This is a genomic window from Microbacterium horticulturae (assembly GCF_029094505.1).
GTDB classification, from domain to species: Bacteria; Actinomycetota; Actinomycetes; order Actinomycetales; family Microbacteriaceae; genus Microbacterium; species Microbacterium horticulturae.
This window is the reverse complement of record NZ_CP119108.1, coordinates 352,238-369,855: the sequence shown is the minus strand read 5'-3', so window position 1 is coordinate 369,855 and position 17,618 is coordinate 352,238. Positions and strand designations below refer to the sequence as shown.

Below are 17,618 nucleotides of genomic sequence, written 5' to 3'. Positions count from 1 at the left end.
GATCCCGCGAGGTCGTACCTCGCGCCGCTCTCGGTCTCCGAGAGTTTCGACCTTTAGGATCGAAACATGGCGAAGCACTCCCGCGTGACCCTGGCCGACATCGCGGCGGAGACGGGCGTGTCTCTGGCGACGATCTCGAAGGTCCTCAACGGTCGGACCGATGTCGCCGACGCCACGCGCACCCGGGTTGAACAAGAACTCAACCGCCACGGCTATCAGCGGCGGGCGTCGGCACAGGGCGCCCCGTACGTCGAACTCGTCTTCCACGAGCTCGAGAGCAGCTGGTCGATAGAGGTCATCTCCGGCGTCGAACGCGTCGCGCACGAGGCGGGCCTGTCGGTGGTGCTCACCGTGAGCGGCGATCGGCACTCCCCCGCTCCGGACTGGATCGACGGCGTGTTGCGCCGCCGGCCCATGGGCGTGGTGCTCGTGTTCTCGGACATCTCCGAGCCGTACCGCGAGAAGCTGCGGTCGCGCCGCATCCCGTTCGTGATCGTCGACCCGGCCGGAGACCCGTCACCGGATGTTCCGTCGGTCGGGTCTGCGAACTGGTCGGGCGGCCTCATGGCGACACGCCATCTCATCGAGCTGGGACATCGCCGCATCGCGGCAATCACCGGTCCGGAGGACATGATGTGCTCGCTGGCACGTGTCGACGGCTATCGCAGCGCCATGAACAGCGCGGGCCTGGACATCGACCCCCGCTGGATCCGCTTCGGCGACTTCCACACCTCCGGCGGTGAGGCACGAGCGACCGAGCTGCTCGCCCTCGACAACGCGCCCACCGCGATCTTCGCCGGCAGCGATCTGCAGGCACTCGGCGCCATCGCAGCGGCTCGCAAAGCGGGTCTCTCGGTGCCCGACGACGTGTCGGTCGTCGGCTACGACGACATCGAGCTCGCCCGCTGGATCAGCCCGAAACTGACCACCGTGCATCAGCCTCTGCGCAAGATGGGAGAGTCTGCCACCCGGCTCGTTCTGCGCATGGCTGAGGGGCACGAGCCCGACACCCTGCGAATGGACCTGGCCACCCGCCTCGTCGTGCGCGAAAGCACCGCGGCGCCCGTCACCGCGTAGCGGGTCGGCAGGTATGCGGGTTCGCCGTCGGTCATGGCGTGGCGGGTCCCGGCCCCGCGAGCGCCGATGACAGCGCGCCGGGTCCCGCCGGTGAAATCTCGGCGCGGCGGACCTTCCGCGCATCCCTCACCAGTTGATAACCACGACTGATGAACGGGTGAGGGACCCGGTCTCGACGCGTGGCGCGCGCGATGCACCCGCGCACGCCGCCGCGCCGACCCGCTCAGACGACGGGAGCGGGGGCGGATGCCGCGACCTGCACCTCCGGAGCGAGCGCGCGGTCGTGGCCGACCTCGCGCACCGGGCCGGTCAGTCGCACGGTCCACGACGAAACGAGGTCGCCGCTCGAGCGGCCCGCGCTGAGCACGAGCTCGCCGGGTTCGACGATCCGGCGCAGGTCACGCCCCGTGAACGAGGCCAGGTCAGCCGGCACGCCGAACCGCACGCGCGCCGATTGTCCGGGCTCGAGCGTCACACGGGCGTATCCGATGAGCCGCTGCACGGGGCGCACCACCGACGCCGCCGGGTCGTGCAGATACAGCTGCACGATGTCGGCGCCCGCGCGCCCGCCTGTGTTCGTCACCTCGAGCGTCAGCTCGACCGAACCGTCGGTGCCCGTGCTCTCGACGTCACCGGTCAGCGCCGTCCAGTCGAAGCTCGTGTACGAGAGGCCGTGTCCGAACGGATACGACGCGGTCGGGTCGATGTTCGACACGTCGTTGGCTCGAGCCAGCGGCGGTGCCAGATACGTCGACGGCTGCGCCCCGGTGGTCGCCGGCACGCTGACCGGCAGACGACCGCTCGGGTTCACCCGGCCGCTGAGCACCCCCGCGATCGCGGCGGCGCCCTCCTCACCGAGGAAGAACGCCTCGACGATCGCCGCGGCCTCGTCCGTCGCACGCCCGAGGGCGTAGGGGCGGCCGGCCAACAGCACGAGGGCGGCCGGGGTTCCGGCATCCAGTACCGCGTCGACCAGCTGCTGCTGGGCGCCGGGCAATGCCAGCGACTCGGCGTCGCAGCCCTCGCCGCTCGTGCCGCGTCCGAACAGACCGGCACGGTCGCCGAGCGCGAGGATCACGACATCGGATTCCGCGGCGAGCGCGACAGCCTCGGGTATGCCGTCGCGCTCACCGCCGTCGACGCTCGTGCCGCGCACGTGCGTGACGTGCGCGCGGGGGAATTCCGCGCGCACGGCATCGAGAAGGGTCGGGATGCTGATGCCGATCTCGACGCCGGGATGCTGCGAGACCACATGGGTGGGGAACGAATAGCACCCGAGCATGGCGTACGGCTCATCGGCATTGGGGCCGATCACGGCGATCCGTGCGGGCCGGCCCGACGGCCCGGCATCCAATGACGCGGCACTCAACGGCAGGGTGCCGTCGTTGCGCACGAGCACCACGGCCTCCTCCGCCAGCTTCGCCGCCAGCACGCGGTTCTCCGTCGGGTCGAGGTCGACCGTGCCGCGGAGCGCCTCGGGGTCGGTGAGGTCGCGTCCCGCCAGCACCGGAGGGATCGGCGACCAGCTCTCGTCGAGCAGGCCGAGGTCGTCCTTCTGCCGCAGCACCCGTCGCAGCGCGGTGTCGATCAGGTCGATCGGCACGGCGCCTTCCTCGACCGCACGCCGCAGCGGCTCGCCGAACGTCTTCACGGTGGGCAGCTCGACATCGATGCCTGCCTCCAGCGCCGCGGCCGCGGCATCCCCCCACGTCTCGGCAGCGCCATGCAGCAGCTTGAGGAACGCGATGGAGAAGTAGTCGGCGACGACGGTGCCTTCGAAACCCCACTCCTCGCGCAGCAGATCGGTCAGGAGCGCGCGGTCGGCCGCCGACGGCACGCCGTCGATGTCGGTGTAGGCGTTCATCACGCTGCGCACGCCCGACTCGCGCACGGCCATCTCGAACGGGGGCAGCAGCACATCGGCGACCTCGCGCGGGCCGATCGACACCGGTGCGAGGTTGCGTCCGGCCTTCGACGCGGAGTACCCGACGAAGTGCTTGAGGGTCGCGACGACCCCGGCCGCCTCCACCCCGCGCACGTACGCGGTGGCGGTCGTGGCGACCAGGTGCGGGTCTTCGCCGATGGTCTCTTCGACCCGACCCCAGCGCGCGTCGCGCACGACGTCGAGCACGGGCGCCAGGCCCTGATGCACACCGACCGAGCGCAGGTCGTCGCCGATGCGGCGGCCCATCTGCTCGATCAGCTCGGGGTCGAACGTCGCACCCCACGACAGCGGCACGGGGTACGCGGTGGCTCCCCATGCGGCGAAGCCTGCGAGGCATTCCTCGTGCGCGAGTGCCGGGATGCCGAAGCGCGAGGCCTCGCGGATGCGCTGCTGGGTACGGGCCAAAGACAGCGCGCCCAGCGCGGCATCGATCGGCTTTGTGCCGAACGGGCGGGTCAGCTGACCGAGCCCCGACGGGAGCAGCGCGTCGAAGTCGATCTCGTTGTCCATGTCGTGCTGGTGGGGCGCGACGTCGCCGCCGTTCTCGGAGGCCCCGACCCACACGCCGTACAGCTGGGCGATCTTCTCCTCGAGGCTCATCGCCTCGATCAGGTCATCCACCCGGCTCGAATGTTGCACCCCGGTCATCCCTTCACCGCCCCTATCAGACCGCCCACGATGCGCTTCTCCGCACTGAGGAAGAAGGCGAGCGCGGGGATCATGGCCAGTGACGTGTAGGCGAGCACGGCACCGGTGTCTTGCGAATACTGCGAGGAGAACTGCGTGACGCCCAGCGGCAGCGGCCACAGTTCCTGCGGGAGGGTGCCCGTGCTGATCACGAGCAACGGCAGCAGATAGCCGTTCCAGCTGGCCACGAACGCCAGGATCCCGACGGTGATCAGGCCCGGCTTGGCCAACGGCAGCATGATGCGCCAGAAGAACTGCATGCGGCTGGCCCCGTCGATGACGGCGGCCTCCTCCATCTCATCGGGGATCGCGCGCAGGAACGGCACGAGGATGATGATCGTCGTCGGCAGCGCGAATGCGATACCGGGGATGATCACACCCAGGTAGCTGCCGTGCAGGCCGAGCGTGCGCAGCAGAAGGGTCAGCGGCAGGGCGGCCACCGTGAGCGGGAACATGAGGCCCGCCGTGAACAGCGTGTACAGACCGTGGCGCCCGCGGAAGTTGTAGCGCGCGATGACGTAGGCGGCCATGATCCCCGCGACGACGACACCCGCGGTGGTCGAGACGGCGAGGATCACACTCGCCATCACGTTGCCCCAGAACCGCGGGCTGGTGAGGACGCGGATCCAGTTGTCCAACACCCATGGGGCGGGCAAGCCGCCGGGGTTCGCGTTGATGTCGGCCGTGGTGCGGAACCCGCCGATGAAGACGTAGAGCACGGGGCCGATCGCGACAGCACACACGATGAGCACGATGAAGTAGACGAACGGCTGGCCCCAGTCGAACCTGCGGCCGGCGGGCTTGAGGGGCTTAGGCGCCCGCTCGTTCCCGGTGACGATGGCGGTGGTTGCAGACATGTCAGCGGACTCCACTCGTGACGGCGCCCTCGAGGTCGCGGCGCAGCGCGAATCGCTGATAGACGAGCGCGACGACGAGAGAGATGAGGAAGAGGATGACGGCGATGGCGCTGCCGTAGCCGGGCTGGCCGGCGAACTGACCCTGCTGGACCATGTACGTGGCCATGGTGTCGGTGGCCATCTGACGCACCGTGGGCGACACCGTCACCCAGACGATGTCGAAGACCTGCAAAGAGCCGATGATCGAAAGGAACGCCCAGATACGGATCGTCGGACCGAGCAGCGGCAGCGTGATGTATCGCTGGGTCTGCCACCACGATGCGCCGTCGATGGCGGCTGCCTCGCCGAGCTCTTCGGGCACACCCTGCAGGCCCGCGAGCATGAGAAGGATCGCGAAGCCGATGTACTTCCACGTCATGATGAGGAAGATCGTGAACAGCGCGATGCTCGGATCGGCGAGCCAGTTCTGCTTCAACGCTCCGAGGCCGACGGCCTCAAGGAGCGCGTTCACGCCGCCGTTGGGCTGCAGAAGCAGTCGCCACGCCAGGCCGGCGATGACCTCGGCCAGCACGTAGGGCACGAAGATCAGGAGACGGAAGACGCTACGCCCCTTCATCCGGCGGTTCAGCAGCAGCGCGATGAGGATGGCGAGCGGGCCCTGCACGAGGAGCGAGGCCACCACGATCACGAACGTGTTGCCGATCGACTGGATGAACTCGGGCGTGGTGAAGGCCCGGATGTAGTTGTCGAGACCGATGAAGCGGTCGCCGTTCAACATGTCCCACTGGAAGGCGGCAGGGAGGTTGAAGAAGCTGTAGACGGCGGCGAGGATGACGGGCGCCACGACGAAGCCGAGGAAGAGGATGAGCGCGGGGGCGACGAAGATCGTGATCTCGATCCGCTTGCGGACGTTGCCACGGTTCTTTCGCCGGCGGACGGTGGGGACCCCCGGGTCCGCGGCGACCGCGGACCCGGGGGTGCTGGTGAGAGTGGACATGCGCGTTTTCTAGTGCTGGACGGTCTTGGCTGCGGCGGTCATCTTGTCGACGATGTCCTGCGCGCTGCCCTTTCCTGCGAAGAGGTTGACGATGCCCTCGTTCATGGCGTTGCCCACCTCGGTACCGAACGCGGTGTCGAAGTACAGCTGCACGAACGACGCATCGGTGGTCGCCTTGGCGATCAGCTTGAGGTTGTCGTCGGTCAGCGATGCCTGAGCGGAGGCGACGGTCGGGATGCCCGAGCCGCTCTCGGCGTACTTCTTCTGGATCTCCGGGCTCATGATGTACGCAAGCAGGTCGGCGCACTCCGGGGGAGCATTCTTCGAGCAGGCGAAGGCATCGCCGTTGCCCAGCTGCGCCTTCGCGTCGCCCGCCGCCCCCTCGATGCCCGGGAACGGGAACCAGCTGAGGAACGAGGGCACCTTCTGGTCGGGGGTGAGCCCGCCGATGACGCCGGAGTTCCAGTCACCCATGAGCTCCATGGCGGCGTTTCCGTTTGCGACCAGGCCCGCGGACGAACCGGCGCCGGTCTGGGCTGCGGTTCCGAGGAAGCCGTCCTGGAACGGGTTCGTGCCGATGAAGTCCTTCAGCTGTTCACCGGCCTGGACCCAGCACGGGTCGCTGAAATCGAAACTGCCGGTGCCCGCCTTCAGGGTGTCGGGCGAGCAGGAGTGCAGAGCGAACTGGTACCACCAGTGGGCGGCCGGCCACTTGTCGCCGGCGCCGACGGCGATCGGCGTGATGCCGGCATCCTTGAGCTTCTTCACATCGGTCTTCAGCTCAGCGAACGTGGTCGGCGTCTCGGTGATGCCAGCCTTGGCGAAGAGGTCCTTGTTGTACCAGAAGCCCTCGATGCCGAAGCGGTAGGGGATGCCGTAGGTCTTGCCGTCGACCTGCCAGCCGTTGACCGTCGCGCCGACGCTCTTGATCGTGTCGGGGATCTTGTCGTCCAGCGGCATCAGATAGCCGTTGGCGACCTGATCACGGGTCTCGCCGCCACCCCAGGTCTGGAAAAGGTCGGGCGGGTCGCCGGCGGCCAGCGCGTTCGGGATCAGGGTGCGCTGCAGGTCTTCGTTCTGGTACCCGGTCTGCTTGACGATCACGTTCGGGTGAGCCTTGCTGAAGTCCTTGGCCACCCGCTCCCACACTGCGGGAAGCTCGCCGGACGTCGCGTTGTGCCACCAGGTGATGGTGACCTTGCCGTTCGCGTCGTCATCGCCGGAGCCGCCTGCACATCCGGCGAGCATGCCGGCCGCAACGCCCGCGGTCACCAGCGCCGCAGCGACGCGCGTGATGCTGCGTCTGTTCATCTTCGAACCTCTCGAAAGTTTCGACTCTGTCGTCGAAAGTGATCTGGACAGCACCACAGTACGGCAGTGGACATTCGTGGTCAAGGCGAACAAATATCGTTCTCATAACGCGGGACCGCTCTCACGGCTCCGCGAGAGGCGCGCGATGCCAGGCTGGGTCGCGCGCGGGATGCCACGCGCGAGAGCGGGTGCCGCGGGCAAGCGCGGGATGCCGCGGGCAAGCGCGGCGTCGGTTCGCGCTGCCGTTCCCCGCACCCGCACCCGCGCACTGAGCCGAAGCCGCGGCCCGCGGCATCCCGCCTTACTTCACGACGGTGACCGTGCTCCGGCTGCGGTCGACGACGAGCACGATCTTCGCGGGGACGCTCCCGCCGAACACCGACCCCGGAATGACATAGCTGGTCGGCGCAAGGTCGGCCGTGCAGGCTGTCGCGCCCTTGCTGTCAGCGGCGAAGGTGATCGTCGCCACGGGACCCGAGGTGTCGAAGTCCGTCGGCGCGGGCCGGCACGACGAACTGCCCCACACGACGACGACCAGCTCGCCGTCGCTCGCGAAGGCCATCGGCTGCCCGACGTCTTCGGGGGCGATGCTCGCCGCCGCCAACCCGGTGGGCAGACCCTTGACCTGTTCGAAGTCCGGCGTTCCCCCGGCGCAGGCGACGAGAGTGACAGCGAGCGCCACCCCGCCCACCGTGAGTCCGACGATCCTGCGCATCGCTGCCTCCGTCCGCTGGTGGCCACGATAGCCGCGTACGCTCCTTCTATGTACGTCCCGCACTTCAATCGGATCGACGACCTCGGCGCCGCGCGCGAGTTCGTGGCCGCGGCATCCGTCGCCACTCTCGTCACGACCGGGCCCGATGGAGTTCCCGACGCGACGCTGCTGCCGATCATGTGGCACGGCGACCGCGTCATCGCCCACTTCGCCCGCGCGAACGAGCACTGGAAGCGCATCGCCGACGGCGCCCCCGGCTTGTTCATCGTCTACGGCCCGGACGCGTACGTGACCCCGTCGTGGTACGCGGCGAAAGCCGAGCACGGCAAGGTCGTACCGACGTGGAACTACTCCGCCGTGCAGCTGCGCGGCCCGGTGTCTGTGCACGACGACGTCGAATGGTTGCGGGATGCCGTGACCGCCCTCACCGACACGCACGAGACCCCGCGCGACGACCCGTGGGCCGTCACCGATGCGCCCGAGAAGTACGTCGACGGCCAGCTGCGCGCGATCGTCGGCGTCGAGATGACGGTGCAAAAGGTCGATGCGAAGGCCAAGTGGAGCCAGAACCGCTCCGACGCCGATCGCGAGGGCGTGGTGACCGGCTTCGAGGCGGAGGGGCGGGTGGATGCCGCGGCCCGCGTCCGTGACGGGAGCCTCTGAGTTCTACCCGTCGACTCTGACGCCGAGATGCTCGGCGAACAGCGGCGCCATGAGCACCGTCTGCTCGTGGCTGAGCGTCGCGCCGCGCATGCCCTCGACGCCCGCAATGACGTGCATGTCGAGGCCGCGCAGGTCGACGTTGCTCAGGCGCGCGCCGTCGAGGCGCAGCGTCTCGACCGTGCAGTCTTCGAACGCGACGCGTGACAACTGCGCACCCGACAGGTCGAGCTCGTCGATCGTGCATCCGACGATGCGCACATCGCGCATCCGCGCCGCACGCAGATTGACGAAGCCGAGCTTGCTGCCTGAGACGACCACGTTCTGCCAGTCGGTGTCGTAGAGCTCCATCGATCCCATGCGCGAGCGCAGGATCTCGGCATCCCGCACCGTCGCCCGCGCCGCCGTGAACACCGGAGCGTTCATCCGCTCGATGCGCGTGGACACGAACCGCGCCGCGCGCAGCTGCGTCTCGTGCGCGGTCACCCCGACCAGTTCGCAGTCGTTGAAGGCGAGCCCCGAGAGGTCATCGCCCGAGACGTCACCGCCCTCGAACCGGGTAGCGTCCACCATGCCGTGCGCTTCGAGGCGCGCGACGTCGCCCTCTTCGAGATCGTGCAACTCGAGTGGATCGATGGACGGGGCGGCGAGTGCGGGCTTCTTCGGCATTGCGTCGATCGTAGTCTCGGCCATCGACATCGGAGACGGGATGCCGCGGCTCCGTCGGCCCGCTGCAAACGGGACGAACGACCTCGCGAGATCACCCCTCTGCACGCTTCTGGTGCGCCCAGGCGTGCAGAGAGGTGTTCTCGCGTATCAGAGGTGGGCGCGACGCGGGTCATTTCGGCGAGAAGTGGGTCATCTCGGCGATGGGGCGCACCGGGCCTCAGCGTACTCGGGAGCGAGGGCCTCCATCTGCTCCATCACGAGCTTGATCGCCCCGGGCTGGCGGTCGGGCGGGTACTTGTACTTGACGAGCAGCCGCTTGATTGCCGAGCGCAGCTTGGCGCGCACGTCGTCGCGCACCGTCCAGTCGGTGCGCACGTCGCGGCGCATGATCGAGATCAGCTCGCGCGCGATTTTCGCGAGCGTGTCTTCGCCCTGCACGTTCAGTGCCGATTCGTTGTGCGCGACCGCGTCGTACATGGCGAGCTCGTCGTGCGACAGCGCCGGCGAGAACTGCGCACCGCGGGCGGCTTCGGCCGTGACATCCTGCGCCATCTCGACGAGCGCGGCGATGACCTCGGCCGACGTGAGCTGCTGGTTGGTGTAGCGCAGCATGATGGCGCTGATCCGATCGCTGAAGGCCTGTTGGCGCACCAGGTTCCCGCGGGTGGCGGCGCGCGCCTCGCCCATGAGCGCCGCGCGCAGTGTCTCGATCGCAAGCTGTGGGGTGGGGCTTTTCTGTGCCTGTGCGAGGAAGTCGGGTCCGACATCCCGCAACGACACCTGCGGCAGCCCGGCCGCCTTATAGATGTCGAGCACGTCGCCGGTGGCCATCGACTCGACCATCACCTGGCCGAGCAGCCGCTCGATGTCATCGGAGATGGGCGCGTCGCGCGCTTGCCGTTCGGCGGCGTCGTACTTGGCCATCCACACCCGCACCTCTTCGTAGAAGGCGATCTCGGGGTGCAGTGCGACGAGGTCTTTGTGACGGGATGCCAGGGCCCAGGCACGCGCGAGGGCACCGGTGAGCGTGCGGTAGCGCACCGACCGCCGGTCGCCCTCGAGATCGGGGGCGTTGGCGGGGCTGGATTGATCGCGCACGAAGTTCACGGTCACGGTCACCGCGGTCGACATCGCGCGCGCCCCGCCGCGGGCGAGGATCGCCTTCCAATCGCAGTCGCGCAGCAGCTCGCGGATCTGATCGACCAGCGCGATCGCGATCTCGACGGCCTCTTCGACGCCGCGGCCCATGGGCCGCAGCGCCCGGTCGTCGCTGGTGTACTCGGCGAGCGCGGCGGTGAGGTTCTCGGCCAGCGGCGCGTAGGCGACGAGCAGGCCGTCCTGCTTGCCGCGGAAAGTGCGGTTCACCCGCGCGAGCGTCTGCATGAGCAGCGCGCCCTTGAGCGGGCGGTCGAGGTAGAGGGTGTGCAGCGGTGGCGCGTCGAAGCCCGTGAGCATCATGTCTTTGACGATGACGAGCTCGAGTTCGTCATCGACGTCTTTGAGTCGCTGCTTGATCGCCCGGTTCTCCGAGTCGCGACGCACGTGGTCGCGCACCGGCGGCGGGTCGGAGGGGGTGCCCGAGTAGACGACCTTGATCTTTCCGGCATCCAACGCATCCGAATGCCAGTGGGGTCGCAGCGCGATGATCGCGTCGTAGAGGCGCGCGCAGATCTCGCGCGTGCCGCCGACGATCAGCGCCTTGCCGGGGCCGCCGATGAACTCACCCATGCGGGCGCGGCGCTCTTCCCAGTGCGTGACCAGGTCGTTCGCGAGCTTCTCGAGCCGTTCGGGTGCTCCGTACACGGCGTTGACGACGGCGACGGATGCCTCGACCCGGGCGCGTTCGGCATCATCGAGGCCGAGGGTGGCCTCGTCAGCGGCGCGGTCGATGTCTTCTTCGGTGGCGCCGTCGGCGAAGTGCACCTTGATGAGCCTGGGCTCGAACGAGACGGGCACCGTGGCGCCGTCTTCGACCGCGCGGGTGAGGTCGTAGATGTCGATGTAGTCGCCGAACACGGCCTGGGTGTCGCGCTCGGCCGACGAGATGGGCGTTCCGGTGAACGCGATGATCGTGGCGTGCGGCAGCGCGTCGCGCAGGTGACGGGCGTAACCGTCGAGGTCGTCGTAGTGGCTGCGGTGGGCCTCGTCGACGACGATGATCACGTTGTGGCGATCGGTGAGGAGTGGATGCCGCGACCCGGCCTCGCGCTCGGCTCGCGTGAGTCCGAACTTCTGCAGTGTCGTGAAGTAGATGCCGCCGGTGTTGCGTCCGGTGAGTTCGTCGCGCAGCTCGGCGCGTTCGTGGATCTGCTTCGGCTTCTCGGGCAGCAGCAGGCTCTGCGCGAAGGTCTGGTAGAGCTGTCCGTCGAGCTCGTTGCGGTCGGTGACGACGACGATCGTCGGGTTGCGCAGCTCGGTCTGCCGTGCGACGAGGGCCGCGTACAGCTCCATCTCCATCGACTTGCCCGAGCCCTGGGTGTGCCAGACGACGCCGGCGCGCCCGTCGGTGGCGACGGCCTGCACCGTCTTGCCGACCGCCTTGGTGACCGCGAAGTACTGGTGCGGTTTGGCGATCCGCTTGACATAGCCGTCGCCGCCCTCGTCGAACGCGGTGAAGTTTCGCAGCAGCTGCAGAAAGCGCTCCTGGTTGTAGAGGCCGGCCAGGGCGTCGTCGAGCGCCTGCACGTCTTCGCCGTTCTCGATGCGGGGCTGCAGCAGCGGCATCCCGTCGTCGTCGACGTTCCACGGTGAGAAGTGGTTCAGCGGTGTGAACGGGGTGCCGTACTTGGCGTCGAGTCCGTCGCTGGCGAGAGTGAACACGCAGAAGCGGAAGGCCATCGGCAGCTCGTCGAGGTAGGTGCGCAGCTGCCAGTAGGCGTCTTCGACGCCGGTGGCGGCCGCGCCCGCGCGCTTGAGCTCGATGATCGACAGCGGCATGCCGTTGACATACAGAACGACGTCGAAGCGGCGGTGCACCTCGCGGTCGCGCACGGTGACCTGGTTGACGGCGAGCCAGTCGTTGAGGTGCGGCTCGGTGCTGAGCAGGCGGATGCGCGGGTTCTGCTCGATACCATCGGAGTCGATGTAGCTGAGCGGATGTCCCCCGGTCAGATAGGCGTGGATGCGCTGGTTCTCGGTGATGGCATCCATCGAGCGGGGTGCAGCGATCTCGCCGAGCGCCTGCTGCAGGTAGTGCACCGGCACGTCGGGATTGAGCCGGCGCATCGCGTCGAGCAGGCGGGGGCGGATGAGCAGCTCATCCCAGCTCTCGCGCTCGCCCGTGCCGGGGGCGATCTTGTCGCCCGCGAGCGGCTGCCACATGAGCGGTTCGCCGAAGGCGTCCATGACCCGCTGCTCCCACTGGGATTCGGGGATGCCGCTCATGCCGGGGCTCCTTGCTGTCGATCGTGCTCATGGTGCGAGTGATTGAGGGCGTAGATTTCGGGGATGGTCAGTGCCGAGGTTGAAGTTGCACGGCGGACGATGCGTGAGAGAGCGGATGCAATCGGCGCGCGGCTTGACGCCGCACGTGACCAGCCGATTCGCAACGCAGTCATGCCGCCGGGGCGGGCCGACGAGCTCGTGGCGTACGTCAGAGCTGGGCGTGGCGAGCGATAGGTCGCCTGAACGGCAACCGACCGCCGACTCCATCTGCACTGATTATGAGTAACTCCGTTACTCATAGTCCCCGGCTGCCCGGTTATGAGTTCGTATGGCATCTCAGTCAGCCTTCCGCTGGTCAGAGCGCTTCAGGTTCCAGAGATGACTCGCTTCCCAGTCATCAGGCATACCGACGGCGCCGATTGTCAGCCCGCTGCTCGTCGGGAAGGAACGCAGCGTCGCAGGGAGGAGCGTCACACTCACGCCGCGTGTGCGCGCCCCGAGGTATTGGAGCAGGCCGAGCATCCCATACGTCGTACTCTTCACCGACGCGAGTGACGCGAGCGTCCGGTTCCGTCGGAACGGTGGCAGCTTGGGCGTCAAAGAGTAATAGCGGTTGAAGAACCTGCTGTGATGAGCGCAGACGTTGCGGACGACATTAAGCGCCCGCAGCCATGACTTGAGTTCCGGCCCGCTCAGGTCAAACAGCGCGGCAATTTCTTCCCGCACCTGGAGCGGCGCCATGCCGAAGAGATGGCTGAGTCCACCCCAGTCGAGAACTCCCACCGCGACCCAAATGGGCACCACACCATCGCGGCGCTCTCTGTGATGGACGATGTATTCCTCTCGAGAATCAGCGAGCTTCTGATCAAGGCTCCGCTTCCATCGCTCATAACTCGACCCGGCGTCGATGGAGAGTAACTCTGGTCTGGTGTGCACGAGCGGATCAACTGAACCCATGCCGTAGGCGAGGAGTGCACGCAGATACGTCTCGACATGTTGGATCGACGCGAAGGCCGCAACGCGCAGTCGGTTGTCGAAGGTCCAGAGTTCTTCTATCTGATGGATCGAGGTGCCCGCACGGAAGGTGCTCATCCGAGCCCCGTTCGCGTCCTTCAACCGGAACGGATACGAGTACCCACTCAGTGCGTAATATCCGACGCGTCGCAACAGGTCGATCGCGTCGGCTTCATCCGGCACCACCATGCCTCGCGATTTGAGGATCGCGAGTTGCTCGACATACGTCTTGTACGGCTTCGCTTCGGTCATCAGTGACTCACCGTTCGGCGCCGATGCAAAATAAAGACCGGCCCTGGACCCTTGCGGGCGGAACCGGTCGTGTTGGTTCCAGCGTAGCAGGCGGCGACGACAGCCGACTCGACGGAGAGCCGTTCGCGGCGGGCGAGATTGCACTAGGCATGCTCAGACGTCATCCCCTCGTGGGACTCACCCAGGTCGACCGAGTGTCCAGCTTCGGGCGCTGCCCGCATACCGGTCTCCACATCACGAGGAGCTTCCGGTCTTTCATTCGCGATTCCGTACGGGATCAGTACGCTCGCCGCATAGCGAGATGTCGAATCGAGGTGGCTCTGTTGATCATCAAAGTAGATGTCCGGGCGCATTACCTCAAGGACCAGGCCCTTATCGATGCCGCCGAGGAAGAACGCGTCATTCACCGTCACACCCCACTTCTCGAGGGTATTGACAGCACGTTCATGAGCCGGAGCGTTACGAGCCGTGACAATCGACACTCTCAGCCGCGGACGATAGGTGCGATCCTCGAGTGCGCGCGATCGTTCGATCTCCTGAATCATGTTCAGATCGCGTAGGAATTCGGCGAGCGGCCCCCGCTCCAGAGGGACGGCTCGGTTCTCGGCTTCGTGCTCCTGAAATGCGGCGAGTCCGCCGCCTCCTTGATAGACGCGCTCGGCCTCATCGCTGGCGATGACGCCGTCAAAGTCGAGCGCAACACGCACGGTGTCATCGTCCGTATCCGCAGACATCGAGGCCAATACGAGACCCGCCGGGTATCCTCGCGACATCGCGGCTTCGACGCTGGTCTTGTCCGCCGACAGAAACAGCGACATTGAAAATGCCGGAATGTAGCCGTACGGCGCCTCGCCCTGTGTGAAGACAGAGCGAGAGATCGAGAGCCCGTGCTCCTTGACCGACCGCATGACGCGTAGCCCGGTAGACGGATCATTCTTGGACAGGATGATCACCTCGACGAGCGAGTCTCCCGGTCGAAGGTCATTCAGGGTCAGCAGTTTTCTTATGAACCTGAACGCAACGCCAGGTCGTAAGACATCATCGATACGCTCAGCCTGGTACTCGCGGTAGGAGTCCTCACCATTCGCTTCGAAGAACGCGTTCGACTCGTCAAGGTTAAACAGTGCGCTCGATGCGACGCCTATGACAAGACGTGAACTCAGGTCGTATGCCGACATGCCTATCTTCCTTCGCTGGCCAGGTCACGGACGCGGAGCTTGCCCGACATGAGCTGGGGCAGCAGCGCATCGCGGGTTGCGGCGAGGGTGCGGTTCTCCCGGCGCAGTGCTGAGGCTGCCGCCCGAAGGGAATCGATGTGATCACGCATCTCGGGAGCGACCTGTCGAGGGTCGGGAATGGTTGCCGCCAGAATGTCTGCCGGGCGCACGCGCTGGTGGCTGCTCGAAGTCCCTGCGGCTTGAGAGGCGAGCTGCCGATTGAAGTCTGCTTGGGAGAGCAACGCCCAGAGGAACCCCGGCGAGCAAGCAAGTGCATTGAGGACCAGGAATTCTGTCGATGCAAGGCGTGGCACGTCTTCTGTTGGGTTCCGATCGACCACCCAGATACGCGGGAACCGCGGATTGAGCTTCGACAGAAGAACACGCTCACCCGAGATAACGAACTTGTTGCTCTTGATCTCGGAAGGCGCCACACGCGAAGGCCACCTGCCCGCGTCGTAAGCCGGCAAGCTGTACTCGTCGACGAGGGCCACATCGAGCACCTGTGGATTCACCTGGTTTTTGTCGAGAGTCACGACATCGCCAAGTTGCACTGGGGCGACGAACAGCTGTTCTACCAACGCACGTGAGTAGTCCTCGAGACTTGCAGCAAGCTGGGTGTTGGCGGCGATCTTGTCGTCGAGGGCGCCCAGGACCTCGGCAATCGCCTGCTGCTCGGGGAGGGGTGGGAGATTGATCCGCAACGCCTTGGCAGCTCCCACATTGAAGTGCTGCTGAACCGCCCCGACAATGGAAGCATTCACGCTGTGAACAGCTTGGCTGTTCATGTAATAGCTGAACCATCGTGCGTCTAGCCGTCCACTTGGACGCGTGATGACGAGGTCTGAGCAATTTGCGTGCTCCAACCATGCTGGGACAACGCATGTCAGACCTGGTTTTCCGGTTCGCACTGTGACCACGTCCCCCGGCGCCAGTGCTGATTTTCCGATCTGCGCATCGAAGTCGTGAGAGATAAACCTCATGTCCCCCATGTCGAGCCGGTGTGCCAGCACATTCTGTGAACGCAGAAATGGAACCCCGTCCGACCTATAGTGCTTCGCCATCGTTCCCACGAACCCGACAGTGATCTCGGCGACATCTGAGAGCCGCACCTCAGGCCACTCAGACATCGACCCTCCCGAGCTGCTCGCGCACGACGTCGGCCAGGCGGGCCGACTCGGCGAACTGCGCCTCGAGCTCCGCCCGCAGGCGCGCGAGCTTCTCTTCGAGGGGTTCACCGTCGTCTTCGGCCTCGGGGGCTCCGACGTAGCGTCCTGGTGTCAGCGCGTAGTCGGCCGCCTTGATCTCGGCCAGCGGAGCGGAGTAGCAGAAGCCGGGGATGTTCTCGTAGGGGTCGGGGCGTTTCGACTCGCTGCGCTCGCTCAACGAACGGGCGGGGTCATCGAGATCCTCGGGGCGTTTCGACTCGGCGGCTTCGCCGCCTCGCTCAACGAGCGGATCATCTCCGAGCCAGGCGTGGTACGTACCCGCAATCCGAGCGATATCTTCATCCGACAGCGCGCGCTCGGCACGATCCACCATGTGCCCCAGCCCGCGCGCGTCGATGAAGAGCACCTCGCCCGCGCGCGCGCCCTTCGACCGGGCGAAGAACCACACGCACACCGGAATCCCGGTCGACCGGAACAGCTGCGTCGGCAGAGCCACCATGCACGAGACCAGATCGGCCTCGACGATCTCGGCGCGGATCTGCCCCTCACCGCCCGAGTTCGACGACATCGACCCGTTCGCCATCACGACGCCGGCCTGCCCGCCCGGCGCGAGCTTCGACAAAATGTGCTGAATCCACGCGTAGTTCGCGTTGCCCGCCGGCGGCACGCCGTAACACCACCGCGGGTCGGACTCCGACCGCGCCCAGTCCTTGATGTTGAACGGCGGGTTCGCCATGACGAAATCGGCCTGCAGCTCGGGGTGCAGATCACGCGCGAACGTGTCGCCCCACCGCGGCCCGAGATTGCCCGACAGTCCGTGGATGGCGAGGTTCATCTTCGCCATGCGCCAGGTGCGCTCGTTGAGCTCCTGCCCATAGACCGAGATGTCGGTCCCCTCGCCGTGATGCGCATCGATGAACTTCTCGGCCTGCACGAACATGCCGCCCGACCCGCAGCACGGGTCGTACACGCGCCCGTGCGTGGGCCGCAGCATCCCGACCAGCACACGCACGACCCCCGCCGGCGTATAGAACTCGCCGCCCCGCTTGCCCTCGGCGGCGGCGAACTTCTCGAGGAAGTACTCGTACACCTCGCCCAGCAGATCCCGCGCGCGACGACCGTCGGCCCCCGCCTGCCCTTGACCGGCGAACCGCGCCGTGTTGAACAGGTCGACCAGCTCACCGAGCCTGCGCTGGTCGACGTTGTCGCGGTTGAAGATGCGCGGCAGGGTGCCCGACAGTCCCGGATTTGCCTGCATGAGAGCATCCATCGCCTCATCGATCAGCTGCCCGATCGTCTTCTCGTCCGAATCGAGCGAGGCGTGCAAGCCCTTCGCGTGCTCGGCGAGGTACGTCCACCGCGCGTGCTCGTCGATCCAGAACACCCCGCGACCCGTGTATTCGTCGACGTCGTCGATCAGCTCGGCGATCTGGTCGTCGTCGTATCCGTCGGCGGCCAGCTCGGCGCGGATCTGCCCGCGGCGCTCGTCGAAGGCATCCGACGCGTACTTCAGGAACACCAGCCCCAGAATCACGTCCTTGTACTGCGAGGCGTCCATCGACCCGCGTAGCTTGTCGGCCGCCTTCCAGAGCGTGTCCTTGAGCTGCTTCATGGTCGACGGCGCCTGCGGCGCAGCGGTCTTCGCGGTTCTGGGCATGAGTCCT

The 17,618-nt window shown here is 66.7% G+C and carries 13 protein-coding genes; 2 read left to right on the top strand and 11 right to left on the bottom strand.

Annotated elements, in window-relative coordinates; all coding sequences use genetic code 11:
* The first annotated feature begins 66 nt into the window (after positions 1-66).
* A complete protein-coding gene (locus tag PU630_RS01760; protein WP_275278639.1) occupies positions 67-1,077 on the top strand; it encodes a LacI family DNA-binding transcriptional regulator in 1,011 nt (336 codons plus the stop codon).
* A 223-nt stretch (positions 1,078-1,300) separates the two neighbouring features.
* On the opposite strand, the gene PU630_RS01755 is transcribed toward PU630_RS01760, so the two are convergent.
* The 5 genes from PU630_RS01755 to PU630_RS01735 all read right to left on the bottom strand — a co-directional run bounded on the left by PU630_RS01755 (position 1,301) and on the right by PU630_RS01735 (position 7,589).
* Complete coding sequence (locus PU630_RS01755; RefSeq protein WP_275278638.1) at positions 1,301-3,670, bottom strand: beta-xylosidase/alpha-l-arabinosidase; 2,370 nt, start codon at positions 3,668-3,670, stop codon at positions 1,301-1,303.
* On the bottom strand, positions 3,667-4,566 hold the full coding sequence (locus tag PU630_RS01750) for a carbohydrate ABC transporter permease (RefSeq protein WP_275278637.1): 900 nt from the start codon (positions 4,564-4,566) through the stop codon (positions 3,667-3,669). The genes PU630_RS01755 and PU630_RS01750 overlap by 4 nt, the downstream gene beginning before the upstream one ends.
* A gap of 1 nt (position 4,567) precedes the next feature.
* A complete protein-coding gene (locus PU630_RS01745; protein WP_275278636.1) occupies positions 4,568-5,563 on the bottom strand; it encodes a carbohydrate ABC transporter permease in 996 nt (331 codons plus the stop codon).
* Between the two features lie 9 nt (positions 5,564-5,572).
* Positions 5,573-6,874: an ABC transporter substrate-binding protein gene (locus PU630_RS01740; protein ID WP_275278635.1), complete on the bottom strand. Its 1,302-nt coding sequence runs from the start codon at positions 6,872-6,874 to the stop codon at positions 5,573-5,575.
* A 301-nt stretch (positions 6,875-7,175) separates the two neighbouring features.
* Positions 7,176-7,589, bottom strand: a complete 414-nt coding sequence (locus PU630_RS01735; RefSeq protein ID WP_275278634.1) for a hypothetical protein — start codon at positions 7,587-7,589, stop codon at positions 7,176-7,178.
* A gap of 48 nt (positions 7,590-7,637) precedes the next feature.
* Between PU630_RS01735 and PU630_RS01730 the strand changes: the two genes are divergently transcribed.
* The gene (locus PU630_RS01730; protein ID WP_275278633.1) at positions 7,638-8,252 is read left to right on the top strand and encodes an FMN-binding negative transcriptional regulator; all 615 of its coding nucleotides are present in this window, start codon (positions 7,638-7,640) and stop codon (positions 8,250-8,252) included.
* 3 nt (positions 8,253-8,255) lie between these two features.
* On the opposite strand, the gene PU630_RS01725 is transcribed toward PU630_RS01730, so the two are convergent.
* The 6 genes from PU630_RS01725 to PU630_RS01700 form a co-directional block, all read right to left on the bottom strand.
* Entirely contained in the window at positions 8,256-8,918 is a 663-nt protein-coding gene (locus PU630_RS01725; RefSeq protein WP_275278632.1) for a pentapeptide repeat-containing protein, read from the bottom strand.
* Positions 8,919-9,107: 189 nt separating this feature from the next.
* Positions 9,108-12,302 (bottom strand): type I restriction endonuclease subunit R, encoded by a 3,195-nt coding sequence (locus PU630_RS01720; RefSeq protein ID WP_275278631.1) that lies wholly within the window; start codon positions 12,300-12,302, stop codon positions 9,108-9,110.
* A 336-nt stretch (positions 12,303-12,638) separates the two neighbouring features.
* Entirely contained in the window at positions 12,639-13,568 is a 930-nt protein-coding gene (locus tag PU630_RS01715) for an Abi family protein (protein ID WP_275278630.1), read from the bottom strand.
* A gap of 143 nt (positions 13,569-13,711) precedes the next feature.
* Positions 13,712-14,746 carry a 5'-nucleotidase gene (locus tag PU630_RS01710; RefSeq protein WP_275278629.1) on the bottom strand — a complete coding sequence of 345 codons (1,035 nt, stop codon included), beginning with the start codon at positions 14,744-14,746 and terminating at the stop codon, positions 13,712-13,714.
* Between the two features lie 2 nt (positions 14,747-14,748).
* A complete protein-coding gene (locus PU630_RS01705; RefSeq protein ID WP_275278628.1) occupies positions 14,749-15,915 on the bottom strand; it encodes a restriction endonuclease subunit S in 1,167 nt (388 codons plus the stop codon).
* Entirely contained in the window at positions 15,908-17,611 is a 1,704-nt protein-coding gene (locus PU630_RS01700; RefSeq protein WP_275278627.1) for a class I SAM-dependent DNA methyltransferase, read from the bottom strand. Before PU630_RS01700 ends, PU630_RS01705 begins: the two co-directional genes overlap by 8 nt.
* Positions 17,612-17,618: the final 7 nt, after the last annotated feature.

Bases quoted from the DNA above. Each gene is read 5' to 3' on its own strand.
- PU630_RS01735 (WP_275278634.1), bottom strand. From the start codon at position 7,589: ATGCGCAGGATCGTCGGACTCACGGTGGGCGGGGTGGCGCTCGCTGTC.
- PU630_RS01720 (WP_275278631.1), bottom strand. From the start codon at position 12,302: ATGAGCGGCATCCCCGAATCCCAGTGGGAGCAGCGGGTCATGGACGCC.
- PU630_RS01715 (WP_275278630.1), bottom strand. From the start codon at position 13,568: ATGACCGAAGCGAAGCCGTACAAGACGTATGTCGAGCAACTCGCGATC.
- PU630_RS01710 (WP_275278629.1), bottom strand. From the start codon at position 14,746: ATGTCGGCATACGACCTGAGTTCACGTCTTGTCATAGGCGTCGCATCG.
- PU630_RS01755 (WP_275278638.1), bottom strand. From the start codon at position 3,670: ATGACCGGGGTGCAACATTCGAGCCGGGTGGATGACCTGATCGAGGCG.
- PU630_RS01705 (WP_275278628.1), bottom strand. From the start codon at position 15,915: ATGTCTGAGTGGCCTGAGGTGCGGCTCTCAGATGTCGCCGAGATCACT.
- PU630_RS01700 (WP_275278627.1), bottom strand. From the start codon at position 17,611: ATGCCCAGAACCGCGAAGACCGCTGCGCCGCAGGCGCCGTCGACCATG.
- PU630_RS01725 (WP_275278632.1), bottom strand. From the start codon at position 8,918: ATGCCGAAGAAGCCCGCACTCGCCGCCCCGTCCATCGATCCACTCGAG.
- PU630_RS01730 (WP_275278633.1), top strand. From the start codon at position 7,638: ATGTACGTCCCGCACTTCAATCGGATCGACGACCTCGGCGCCGCGCGC.
- PU630_RS01745 (WP_275278636.1), bottom strand. From the start codon at position 5,563: ATGTCCACTCTCACCAGCACCCCCGGGTCCGCGGTCGCCGCGGACCCG.
- PU630_RS01760 (WP_275278639.1), top strand. From the start codon at position 67: ATGGCGAAGCACTCCCGCGTGACCCTGGCCGACATCGCGGCGGAGACG.
- PU630_RS01750 (WP_275278637.1), bottom strand. From the start codon at position 4,566: ATGTCTGCAACCACCGCCATCGTCACCGGGAACGAGCGGGCGCCTAAG.
- PU630_RS01740 (WP_275278635.1), bottom strand. From the start codon at position 6,874: ATGAACAGACGCAGCATCACGCGCGTCGCTGCGGCGCTGGTGACCGCG.